Source organism: Micrococcus sp. KRD070 (assembly GCF_017168435.1).
GTDB lineage: Bacteria > Actinomycetota > Actinomycetes > Actinomycetales > Micrococcaceae > Micrococcus > Micrococcus luteus.
Genome location: NZ_JABFNH010000024.1, coordinates 269,596 through 281,023, shown reverse-complemented (window position 1 = coordinate 281,023; position 11,428 = coordinate 269,596). Strand labels below are relative to the sequence as shown.

11 protein-coding genes and 1 pseudogene are annotated in these 11,428 nt (G+C 73.9%); 2 read left to right on the top strand and 10 right to left on the bottom strand.

Annotated elements, in window-relative coordinates; all coding sequences use genetic code 11:
- The first annotated feature begins 54 nt into the window (after positions 1-54).
- Together J1M38_RS10935 and J1M38_RS10930 are read left to right on the top strand one after the other, a co-directional pair.
- Entirely contained in the window at positions 55-1,056 is a 1,002-nt protein-coding gene (locus tag J1M38_RS10935; protein ID WP_036383651.1) for an aminotransferase class IV, read from the top strand.
- A gap of 77 nt (positions 1,057-1,133) precedes the next feature.
- Positions 1,134-1,412 carry a DUF4235 domain-containing protein gene (locus tag J1M38_RS10930; RefSeq protein WP_036383649.1) on the top strand — a complete coding sequence of 93 codons (279 nt, stop codon included), beginning with the start codon at positions 1,134-1,136 and terminating at the stop codon, positions 1,410-1,412.
- 78 nt (positions 1,413-1,490) lie between these two features.
- Here J1M38_RS10930 and mnhG read toward each other — a convergent pair whose 3' ends face one another.
- The 10 genes and pseudogenes from mnhG to J1M38_RS10885 form a co-directional block, all read right to left on the bottom strand.
- Positions 1,491-1,898, bottom strand: a complete 408-nt coding sequence (mnhG, locus tag J1M38_RS10925; protein ID WP_036383647.1) for a monovalent cation/H(+) antiporter subunit G — start codon at positions 1,896-1,898, stop codon at positions 1,491-1,493.
- Complete coding sequence (locus J1M38_RS10920; RefSeq protein WP_036383645.1) at positions 1,895-2,233, bottom strand: monovalent cation/H+ antiporter complex subunit F; 339 nt, start codon at positions 2,231-2,233, stop codon at positions 1,895-1,897. The genes mnhG and J1M38_RS10920 overlap by 4 nt, the downstream gene beginning before the upstream one ends.
- Positions 2,233-2,850 (bottom strand): Na+/H+ antiporter subunit E, encoded by a 618-nt coding sequence (locus J1M38_RS10915; RefSeq protein ID WP_036383643.1) that lies wholly within the window; start codon positions 2,848-2,850, stop codon positions 2,233-2,235. The genes J1M38_RS10920 and J1M38_RS10915 overlap by 1 nt, the downstream gene beginning before the upstream one ends.
- Positions 2,837-4,468 carry a Na+/H+ antiporter subunit D gene (locus J1M38_RS10910; protein WP_036383641.1) on the bottom strand — a complete coding sequence of 544 codons (1,632 nt, stop codon included), beginning with the start codon at positions 4,466-4,468 and terminating at the stop codon, positions 2,837-2,839. The genes J1M38_RS10915 and J1M38_RS10910 overlap by 14 nt, the downstream gene beginning before the upstream one ends.
- Entirely contained in the window at positions 4,465-5,025 is a 561-nt protein-coding gene (locus tag J1M38_RS10905; RefSeq protein WP_078025521.1) for an NADH-quinone oxidoreductase subunit K, read from the bottom strand. The genes J1M38_RS10910 and J1M38_RS10905 overlap by 4 nt, the downstream gene beginning before the upstream one ends.
- Positions 5,022-8,120: a Na+/H+ antiporter subunit A gene (locus J1M38_RS10900; RefSeq protein ID WP_206481406.1), complete on the bottom strand. Its 3,099-nt coding sequence runs from the start codon at positions 8,118-8,120 to the stop codon at positions 5,022-5,024. Before J1M38_RS10900 ends, J1M38_RS10905 begins: the two co-directional genes overlap by 4 nt.
- 68 nt (positions 8,121-8,188) lie before the next feature.
- Positions 8,189-9,091 carry an MFS transporter gene (locus tag J1M38_RS10895; RefSeq protein WP_324287927.1) on the bottom strand — a complete coding sequence of 301 codons (903 nt, stop codon included), beginning with the start codon at positions 9,089-9,091 and terminating at the stop codon, positions 8,189-8,191.
- Positions 9,074-9,544, bottom strand: a pseudogene (locus J1M38_RS12280) (MFS transporter); the annotation flags it as partial. The gene J1M38_RS10895 and the pseudogene J1M38_RS12280, both read right to left, overlap by 18 nt.
- On the bottom strand, positions 9,508-10,089 hold the full coding sequence (dcd, locus tag J1M38_RS10890; protein WP_041104515.1) for a dCTP deaminase: 582 nt from the start codon (positions 10,087-10,089) through the stop codon (positions 9,508-9,510). The gene dcd and the pseudogene J1M38_RS12280, both read right to left, overlap by 37 nt.
- Before the next feature lie 3 nt (positions 10,090-10,092).
- Positions 10,093-11,428 (bottom strand): hypothetical protein (locus J1M38_RS10885; RefSeq protein ID WP_206501253.1); only part of this gene is annotated, 1,336 nt, incomplete at its 5' end.

Sequence of the window (11,428 nt, the reverse complement as noted above, 5' to 3'; positions counted from 1 at the left end):
CTGATGCCCGCCCCCGGCCCCGATCGGCCGGGGGCGGGCGTCTATCCTGGGCGGATGCGTCCCACCGCCTTCTCCCCCGCCGCCGGCTCGCCCGTCCTCGTCCTGCTCGAGACGGACGCGGACGGCGCCCCCGCCCCGCGGCTCGCGGACCCGGCCGTCCCGCACCTGAGCGTCACGGACCAGGGGGTCACGCGCGGCGACGGCATCTTCGAGACGGCGCTCGCCGTCGCCGACGGGCTCGGGACCCTGCGCATGCGCAAGCTCGGAGCCCACCTCGGCCGGCTGGCCGCGTCCGCCGCCGCCCTGCAGCTGGCCGCCCCCGAGGCGGCGGCGTGGGAGGCCGCCGTCGCGCTCGGCCTGCGGGCGTTCACCGAGGCCAACGACGTCGCGCCCGGGGACCGTCTCGCCGTGCGCCTGACCGTCACCCGCGGCCCGGACGCGGCTCCCGGCGCGGTGCCCACGCCCACCGCGTGGGCGCTGCTGAGCCCGGCCCCGGCGATCCAGGACGAGGAGCGGCAGCGGGGGCTGCGGGTGCTGCTGCTGGACCGCGGCATCGACTCGCAGGCCCCCGAGCGCTCCCCGTGGCTGCTCACCGGCGCGAAGACCCTCTCCTACGCCGTGAACATGGCCGCCCTGCGCTACGCCCGCGCGCACGGCGCCGACGACGTCGTCTTCACCAGCGCGGACGGCTACCTGCTCGAGGGCCCCACCTCCACGGTGCTGATCGTGCGCACCGGGGAGGACGGCGTCCGCCGCCTCCTCACCCCGCTGCGCCAGAAGGGCATCCTCGCCGGCACGTCGCAGGCCGTGATCTTCGCGGCCGCCCACGCGGACGGCTGGGAGCTCGGCTACGGCCCGCTCGTCCCGGCGGACCTCCAGGGCGCCGAGGGCGTCTGGCTCGTCTCCTCGGTGCGCGGCGTCCTGCCGGTGCGCGCCGTCGACGGCGTCGAGATCCCCGTGGACCACGAGCTCACCGGCATGCTGCAGGCCCATCTGGACGCCGACGGCGACCCCGGCCGGCACGTCAGCGGCGACCCGGTGCCCACCGCGGGCTAGGCTGGGGACCGGCCCGTCCGGCGTCGTCGGCCGCGGCCGCAACCGCACGTGAGATCCCCGACCACGGAAGGCGCACCATGAACACGCTCGCCCAGAAGGCCCTGTCCGCCGGCATCACGCTGGTCGGCGGCATCGTCGGCTCCCGCGTGGTGGCGGGCGGCTGGCGGCTCGTCACCGGCCACAGCGCCCCGAACGACGCGGCCGACGAGACGCTGCCCCTCATCGAGGCCCTGTCCTTCGCGTTCATCTCCGCGGGCGTCGCGGCGCTGCTGAAGGTCGCCGGCCAGCGCGGCGCCGGCGCCGCGATCCGCAAGGTGTCCGAGTCCACCGCGCACCGCGTGGACCACGAGGTCTGAGCCGCCCCGCCACCACCACGACGACGGCCGCCGCCCGGAGGGATCCGGACGGCGGCCGTCGTGCTATGCGGGGTGGTGTCAGCGGCGCCCGCGCGGCCGGGCGCCGGCGCGGCGCGGCCCGGGGTCCGCCGGGGGCTCGGCGCGACGGACGACGGCGGCCAGCTCGTCCCGGTGCAACAGCTCACGGCGGGCGTGCTTGGTGCGGTAGCCCGTACGGCCCACCAGGTGGGAGGCCACCGGGGCCGTGACCATCTGGGTGACCCACGCCAGCAACAGCACGGGCAGCCACACCCACGACCGCCACTCGATCGCCAGCCCGGCGAGCATGAGCAGCAGGCCGAGGACCTGCGGCTTGGCGGCGGCGTGCATGCGGGCCAGCAGGTCCGGGAGCACGAACAGGCCCACGCCGGCCACCAGGGAGAAGAAGGCACCGCTGACGAGCAGGAACGCGGCCAGCCAGTCCAGGAGCGTGGCGGTGTCGGTCATCGGCCCTCCTCCCCGCCCGGCACGTCCGTGGTGCCGGGCACGCGCGCCTGGTCCTCGAGCGAGTGGTCCGGGCGCCGGTCCTCCGCGAAGCGCGCCACCGTCACCGAGCCGACGAAGCCGACGGTGGCGGCCAGCACCACGAGGACCACGTGGTGGGTGTGGCGGTGCACGGCCATCTCCAGGACGAGCATCCCGGAGAACACCACGAGCAGCACGTCCGTGGCGACCGCCCGGTCCAGCAGCGAGGGGCCGCGCACGATCCGGTAGAGCGCACCGACGGCGCCGACCACGAGCAGCGCCCCGCCGGCCCACGTGGCCAGGTCCATGGGGTCCATCAGGCCTCCTCCTTCGGGGGGCGGGCGGCGGGGGGCGCCGAACTCGGGAAGCGGCGGACCAGCTCGAGGTCCTCACGCGTGCCGACGGCGCGGATGATGCCCGCCTCCACGTCGAGGGCCTTGGCGCGGAAGCCCGCCACGTCCTCGTCCGTGGTCGCGTCGAGCACGTGCAGGTACAGGACGGAGCGGACCCGGTCCACGTCCAGCACGATCGAGCCCGGCACCAGGGCCAGGGCGTGGCTGACGAGCGTGATGATGAGGTCGTCGTGGCTGCGCAGCGGGACGCCCACGATCGAGCCGCGGGCGCGGCGGCCACGCAGCAGCACCGTCCCGGCCACGTTGACTGAGGCGCGCACGACGTCGACGAGGAACCGCACCGTGAACACGAGGGACCACCAGGGGTTCAGACGGCCGCTGAACGGGATGCTCGGCATCGGGAAGAGCCCGATGATCAGCAGCGCGAAGGCGAGGCCGGTCAGGGCCACGTGCGGAGCGAAGTCCTGCCACAGGGCGCACCACACGGCCACCATCACGAGGATCAGCGGCCACTGGGCCACGATGCCCCGGATCCGGTCGGGGCGCACCACGCCGCGGCGGGCGGAGTCACTTCCGGGCATCGTGCACCTCCGTCGGGTCGACGCTGAGGGTGGCCGCGGCCCGCTCGGCCGCGGCGTCGTCGAGCACCGCCGCGATGTAGGGCGAGCGGTCGAGCATGTCCGTGGCGGCCTCGTCGGCCAGCGCGAACAGCGGACCGGCGGCCACCGTGAACACCAGCGTCAGGCCCACGAGCGCCGTGGTGGGCAGCACGAGGCCCGGCTCGAGCGGGCGGGGGCGCTCGCCACGGGCGACGGCCCGCTCGTAGGCGGCCACGAGCTGGGCGGGCGGGTGCTCCACGTCCTCGACGCGGCGCCAGAACGCGCGGGTCCACACGCGCACCACCACGAGCAGGGTCAGCAGGGACACGAGCAGGGACACGCCCACCAGCGTGTAGGCCAGGGGCGTGGCCTGCTCGACGCCGCCGCGCAGCAGGCCGACCTTGCCGAGGAAGCCGGAGAACGGCGGGATGCCGCCGAGGTTGAGCGCGGGCACGAGGAACAGGACGCTCACGAACGGGGAGACCTTCGCCAGGGACCCGAGGCGGTCGATGTTCGCTGTGCCGGCGCGGTTCTCGATCAGGCCCGTGACGAGGAAGAGCGCGGTCTGCACGGTGATGTGATGGGCCACGTAGTACACGGTGGCCGCCAGCCCCGCCTCCGTGGCCAGGCCCAGGCCGAAGATCATGTAGCCGATGTGGGAGACGAGGATGAAGGACAGGATGCGCTTGATGTCCGTCTGGGCCAGCGCGCCGAGGATGCCCACCACCATGGTCAGCGCGGCCACCACGAGCAGGAGCGCGTTGACGTGCTCCCCCGGGAAGAGCAGCGTCTCGGTGCGGATCATCGCGTACACGCCCACCTTGGTGAGCAGGCCCGCGAACACCGCGGTCACCGGGGCGGGCGCGGTGGGGTACGAGTCCGGCAGCCAGAAGGACAGCGGGAACACGGCCGCCTTGATGCCGAAGCCCACCAGGAGCAGCACGTGCAGGACCATCTGCACGTCGGTGGGCAGCTCGCCCAGCTTCACGGCCAGGTCCGCCATGTTCACGGTGCCGGTGGCCGCGTAGATCATCGCGATCGCGATCAGGAACACCACCGAGGAGAGCACGGAGACCACCACGTAGGTGACGCCCGCGCGGATGCGCTGGGCGGTGCCCCCCATGGTCAGCAGCACGTAGGAGGACGTCAGGAGGATCTCGAAGCCCACGTAGAGGTTGAACAGGTCGCCGGCGAGGAACGCGTTGGACACGCCCGCCACGAGGATCAGGAACGTGGGGTGGAAGATCGAGACCGGCCCACCCTCGTCCCGGTTGATCAGCCCCTGCGCCGAGGCGTACAGCAGCACCGCCAGGGTGATCAGCGCCGACACCACGAGCATGAGGGCCGAGAGCCGATCCACCACGAGGCTGATGCCCAGCGGGGCCGGCCAGCCGCCGAGGTGGACGGCCGCGACCCCGGTGTCCCAGACCGCGGCCAGCAGCAGCGCGTCCAGCACGAGGGTGAGCACGAGCGCGGAGACCGTGACGGTGATCTGCGCGCGGGGGCGGCGCACGAGCATGAAGGTCACGGCCGCGCCCAGCACGGGCAGCATGACGGCCAGCGGGGCCAGGTCGGTCAGGGGGAGGGTGCCGATGCTCACGGGCGCGGCCCCCCGTCGGCGCGGTGGGCACGGACGGCGGACGCCGGGCCGGGATGGGCGGGCGGCGTGGGTGAGGCGTGGCGCACGTGGGGTCGGGACTCCGTGGCGTGCTCGTAGTGGGCGTTGGGGTCCGCGGCGTCGTCCAGGAACTCCGAGGACTCCTCCACGAGCTCCGCGTCGTCCTCCGCGTCCCAGGCGGGCATCCGGGCGATCTTGACGTCCTCCGCGTCCACCTCGACCTCGTCCTCGCGGACGAGCAGCCACGAGCGGTAGATCATGGCGGTCAGGAACGCGATCACGGCGAAGCCGATCACGATCGCGGTGAGGATCAGCGCCTGCGGCAGCGTGTCCGCGTACTCGTGCGGGTCCCGTCCGCGCACGAACAGCGGGGCCAGGCCCGTGCCGCCCGAGGAGAGGAACAGCAGCATGATGGCGCCGTTGTTGATCAGCACGATGCCGAGCAGGATGCGCGTCAGGCTGCGCTCGAGCACGAGGTAGATGCCCCCGGCGAACATCACGCCCATGGCCAGGAGCAGGGCCAGGTCGACGGTCATCATCGGGCGGCCTCCTGGGTGGACGGAGTGGACGGGGTGGGCATGCGCGGATGGCGACGGCGGGCCGCGGCGCGCAGGCGGGCGCGGCGGGCCTCCTCGCCCCGGCGGTCCACCTCACCGCCGAGCGAGCGCAGCACGTCGATCACGAGCCCGACCACCACGAGGTACACGCCGATGTCGAACGCCGTGGCCGAGACCAGCTTGAGGGCGTCGCCGAACAGCGGCAGGTCGGTGAACTCCACCACATAGGACTGCAGGATCTGCCCGCCGAAGAAGAGCGGGGCGATCCCGGTGAGCGTGGCGATCGCCAGGCCCAGGCCGATCATGGGCCCGGCCGGGATCACGGAGGCCTCCTGCAGCTCGTACCGGCCGCCGGCGAGGAAGCGCAGCGTGAGGGCCAGGCCTGCGAGCAGGCCGCCGGCGAAGCCGCCGCCGGGGGTGTTGTGCCCGGCCAGCAGCAGGTAGACGGAGAGCAGCATCATGATCGGGAACATGAAGCGGGTGACGACCTCGAGGATGATCGAGCGCCGCTCGGGGGCCATCGTGTGGCCGGCCACGAGCCACTGGCCCTTGCGATCGTCCACAGCGAAGCTGCGCACGACGGACAGCTCGCGGGCCCCGAGCGAGGAGTCGGCGCCGAAGTCGCCGACGGAGCCGGGGGCGACGTCGTCGATGCTGCGGGTGCGCCCGTCGCGGTGCTGCAGGAAGATCAGGGAGGCCACGCCGGTGGCCGCGGCGGCCAGCACCGTGATCTCGCCCCACGTGTCCCACGCGCGGATGTCCACGAGGGTGACGTTCACGGCGTTCGTGCCGTAGCCGTCCGTGTAGGCGAGCTCCGGCATGGGCAGCGAGATCCGCTCCGCCGTGCGGGCGGCCAGCGCGGTGGCGGCGATCCACATCATGGTCAGCGCGAACCCGACGGCCACGGCCAGGCGGCCCAGCCGCCGCGAGCCGGTGCGGCGGTCGTACCAGTCCGGCGGCAGCACGCGCAGGCCCAGGATGAGGGTGACCAGGATGATGGTCTCCACGAGCACCTGGGTGATCGCGAGGTCCGGGGCGCCGCGCATCGCGAACAGGGCGGCGGCGCCGTAGCCGGTCACGGACACCAGCATGATCGCCTTGAAGCGGCGGCGCGCGCGGACGGCGAAGACGGTGGCGACGGCGATCATCAGCACCACGACCAGCTGCGCCGGGGTCTGGAACCAGGCGACGTCCGCGGAGAGGAACGAGGTGGCCAGCGTGCGCTCGCTGCGCCCCACGGGGAAGAGCAGGAACGCGGCCGGCAGCAGGAACGCGGTGGCCAGGATGATGCCCAGGTAGCGGCGCAGGGAGCCGGTCTGGGTGCGCCCCGTGACCCAGATGGCGACCTCGTCGAGGGCGCCGGTGATCTTCCGGTACGTGCGCAGGGCGTCGACCGGGAACTCGACGCGGCGCTGGAACGCCTCGACTCCCGGCCGGCCGAGGGCGAGCAGCGCGCCGAGCACCCAGACCCCCGCGGAGAGGGCGAGGATGGGCGTCCAGCCGTGCCACAGGGCCAGGTAGGCCGGCGCCTCCTCCGGGTCCAGCGGCGGCAGGGAGCCCGTGTGGGCGGTGATGATCCCCTCCACCGGGCCGGGCAGGAAGGCGAGCACCAGGCCGGCGAGCGCGAGCAGCGCGGCCGGGGCCAGCTCGAGGGTGGTGACGCGGGTGTGGAAGCGCGTGACGGGGACCGCGGCCCCCTCCTCGTCCCGCTTGGCGGCGAACGAGCCCCACAGGAACCGCCACGTGTAGGCGAAGGTGAGCACCGAGCCCACGGTCATGAGCACGAGCGGCGTCCAGCCCCACACGTCCGCGTGCGCCACGCCGTGGGCGGCCAGGCCCTCCAGGACGGACTCCTTGGCCACGAAGCCGAACAGCGGAGGCAGGCCGGCCATGGACAGGCCCGCCACCACGGCGACGGCGGCCAGGGCCGGGTGGCGGCGGCCGATCCCGGAGAGCTGGCGCAGATCGCGCGTGCCGGCCTCGTGGTCGATGATGCCGACCACCATGAACAGGGGGGCCTTGAACACCGCGTGGGCCAGGAGCATGGCGAGGCCGGCCATGGCGGCGTCGCGGGTGCCCAGCCCGTTGGCCACCATGAGGAAGCCGAGCTGGGAGACCGTGCCATACGCGAGGACGAGCTTGATGTCTGTCTGCCGCAGGGCGCGCCAGCCGCCGAGCAGCAGGGTCCACAGACCCACGCCGATCACGAGGACCTGCCACATGGCGAGGCCGTGGAACTCCGGGGCCAGGCGGGCCACGAGGAAGACGCCGGCCTTCACCATGGCCGCCGCGTGCAGGTACGCGGACACGGGGGTCGGCGCGGCCATCGCGCCCGGCAGCCAGAAGTGGAAGGGGGCCTGGGCGGACTTCGTGAGGGCGCCGATCAGCACCAGGGCGACGGCGACCTCGAGCAGCCCGCGCAGCCCGGCGTCGGCCATGAGGGCGGGGGCGGCCTCGAGGACCCCGGAGATCCGCCAGGACCCGGCGAAGTGGGCCAGCATGATCAGGCCCGCGAGCATGGCCAGGCCGCCGAACGTGGTGACGATCAGGGCGGTGATGGCGGAGCGGCGGGCGAAGATGCGGTGGCCCGAGTAGCCGATCAGCAGGAAGGACAGGACGGACGTGATCTCCCAGAAGGTGTAGAGCACCATCAGGTCGTCCGTGGTGACGAGCCCGAACATCGCGCCGGCGAACGCCAGCAGCTGCCCGCCGAACACCGCGTTGCGCGGCTCGTGCTCCCGGAAGTAGCGGGCGCAGTAGGCCAGGACCAGCGCGCCGACTCCCAGCACGATCAGGGACATGAACGCGGCCAGCACGTCCATGCGGAACGCGAGCTCGGTCTCGAGGTACGGCACCCACGGCACGGCGCGGTCCAGGCGCGCCGCCGAGGCCGGGACCGGCCGGCCGGCGTCGAGCGCCTCCTGCAGCGCGAACACGTGCGGCAGCTGAGTGAGCAGCCAAACGAAGCCCGCCGCGGGAGCGGCGGCGAGCAGATAGAACCCCTGACGTCCCATCCACCGGAAGAGCACCGGGGCGGCGAGCGCGACGACGAAGAGCGCGGTCAGGATGACGAGCATGCGGTCCCTTCGTCAGGCACGGGCGAGGGTCCGGTCCAGCCTAACGGAGGGATGCGCCCCACCCGGGGTCAGCGGACCGATTCCGCGCTCCGCGTGATCGGCTCCGTGACCCGGGCGAACAGCAGCCCACCGGCCACGAGCACGACGGCGATCACGGGGATGACCACCCGGTTGTCCGGGTGCAGGGCGAGCGCGAGCGTGACGAGCGCGGGCGTGATGAACCCGACCGCGCGGCCCGTGGTGGCGTACAGCCCGAACACCTCGCCAGCCGTCCGCGGCGTGGTGAGCCGGCCCAGGAACGCGCGCGAGGCCGACTGCACCGGGCCCACGAACAGGCACAGCGCCAGCCCGCCGACCCAGAACGCGAGGGTGCCCGAGGCGAAGAAGAGCGCCCCGGCCACGAGGACCATGGCGGCCAGCGAACCGAGGATCACCCGGCGCGGACCGACCGCGTCGTCGAGCCGCCCGCCCACGAAGGCGCCCAGGGCGGCCACCACGTTGGCCGCGATCGCGAACAGGATCACGTCCGAGGCCGCCAGCCCGTAGACCGTGGTGCCCAGGATGGCGCCGTAGACGAACACCGCGCCCACGCCGTCGCGGAACACCGCCGAGGCCACGAGGAACCACAGCGTGTTCCGGTCCTCGCGCCACATCCGGGCCAGCGTGGCCCCCAGCTCGCGGTAGGAGCCCAGCACCGACTCACGGCGCGGCCCGCCGTCCGCCGCCGGGGCGGGGGCCGGGTCCGGCACGGCCACCAGCACGGGGATCGCGAACACGAGGAACCACGCGGCGGCCACGAGCGCGACCACCCGGATGTTCAGCGCCGCGTCCTCCGTGACGCCGAACCAGTGCGCGTCCCCCGAGACGAAGCCCACGAACACGATCAGCAGCAGCAGGATGCCGCCGAGATACCCCGCGCCCCAGCCGATGCCCGAGATCCGGCCGATCGTGGCCGGCGTCGAGATGTGCACGAGGATCGCGTTGACCTGCACCTCCGCGAACTCGAAGAACACCGTGCCCAGGGCGATCAGGGTGACGCCCAGCAGCAGGGAGGACTCCTCCGGGGTGACCCAGAAGCAAGCTGCGGTGCACGCGATCACGGCGCCCGTGGTCAGCGCCAGCCAGAGGCGGCGCCGTCCCGCGCCGTCCGCCCGACGCCCCAGCACGGGCGCGGTGACCGCGATGACGACGCCGGCCACCGCCATCGCCGTCGAGAGCCAGGCCGTGCCCCGCTCGTCCGGCCCGAACGCGTCCGAGGCCAGGTAGGTGCCGAACACGAAGGTGACCATGACCGCGTTGAACGCGGCCGAGCCCCAGTCCCACAGCGCCCACGCGGCCACCTGGCGGCGCGGGGCGGCGGAGGCGACCGGCGGGAGCGCGACGTCGGTCATCGCTCGATGCGGGTGAGGTGGAAGTCCCGGTGCGCCCGGGAGGCCGTGGGCCCGCGCTGACCCTGGTACCGGTTCTGGTTGGCCCCGGTGCCGTACGGCGACTGGGCCGACGAGGAGAGCCGGAAGAAGCACAGCTGGCCGATCTTCATCCCCGGCCACAGCGTGATGGGCAGCGTGGCCACGTTGGACAGCTCGAGCGTGACGTGCCCGGAGAACCCGGGGTCGATGAACCCGGCGGTCGAGTGCGTCAGCAGGCCCAGCCGCCCCAGCGAGGACTTGCCCTCGAGGCGGGCGGCGAGGTCGTCCGGCAGGGTGACCTGCTCATAGGTGGAGCCGAGCACGAACTCCCCCGGGTGCAGGATGAACGCCTCGTCCGGGTCCACCTCCACCAGCCGGGTCAGCTCGTCCTGCTTCTGGCGCGGGTCGATGTGCGCGTACCGGTGGTTGTCGAAGAGCCGGAAGAACCGGTCCAGGCGCACGTCCACGGACGCGGGCTGGACCATCGCCGGGTCGAGGGGGTCCAGGCCGACGCGCCCGGAGTCGAGCTCGGCGCGGATGTCGCGGTCGGAGAGCAGCACGGCTCAGTCCATTCGCACGACGACGGCCAGCGGGGTGCGCTCGCGGCCCTGGCCCAGCGGGTTGTCCGCGAAGGCGGCTTCGAGGACGGCGGCCGACGCGGCGGTGTCCTTGCCGAGGGCGTTGCGGCCGATGTCGTTGGCGTCCATCACGACGGTGCCGGCGAAGGAGGCCTTCGCCCAGGCCGGGATGTCCGCCGCCCGGATCATCGCCGAGACCTCGGCGGCCACCCGGTCCGGCTCGGCCGGCGGCAGCTTGGCCGAGACGTTGGCCGGGAACGTGGAGTAGGTGGTGGGCCCGTCGATCGCGCGGACGTTGCCGCCCACCACGTTGTAGAACACACCGCGCTTGCCGGCGACCTTGCCGGCGGCGCCGGCCGCCGCGGAGAGCACGATGCGCGGCAGGCCCGCCTCCTGGATGGCCAGCTGCATGGTGGTGGGATCGCCCAGGCCGATGCCCGCGGGCGTGCGGGTGACCAGGCGGGAGAGGACGCGGGCGGCCACGGAGGGGCGGACCTCCCACGTGTAGTAGGAGCGACCCTGGGTGATGGCCACGATCTTCTCGGACACGGAGAAGTGCCACGGGGCGTCCTGCGGCATCGCGTCCGCGGGCAGGTCGCGGTAGTCCAGCCCGGGCCGCCACGAGCCCAGGTGCACCTCGTAGATGCTCAGCGGGCGCTCGTGCGGGTCCGTGAGACGGCGGCGCTCCATCCAGGTGCGGTCCCCGAAGGCGTAGCGCGACGCGGTGGCGGGGCCGGCCGGGGCGGCGTCCGCGTCCACCGCGTCGCGCAGCCAGAGCTCGAGGTTGAGCAGGCGCCAGAAGCGCTCGGGGTCGTGCCGGCGCGGGTGGGCGAGGAAGTCCTCGAAGAGCGCGCGGACGGTGGGCGCGTCGGCGTACGGGCGGGCGGCGAACGAGTCGGAGGCGAACACCTCGCGGACCGGCTCGCGCAGGGCGAGCAGCAGGCCGGCCGCGGCGTCGTCGTCCGCGTGGCGGGCCGGCGGGAGGACGGCGTCCACCAGGCCGGCGAGCCGCCCGCGCGGCACGCCGCGATCGGCGGGGCGCTCGTCCGCGTGGGCGTCGACGAAGGCCGAGTTCAGCAGCGCCTCGACGGGCACGTCGGCGCGCTCGCGGGAGTCGGCCAGGCGTGCGGCGACGTCGCGGCGGGTCGCGGTCAGGGTGCGCGCGGCACCGCGCAGGCCGCGGGGCGCGTCGGCGGCCGAAGGCGTCGGGGCGGGGCGGCCGCACACGTGCGCGGTCGAGGCCAGGGGGCCGCCGTGGGCGCGGATCGCGGCGCGGACCGACTCGAGGTCGGCGACCGGGGACGGCGTCGCGGCGGGGGCC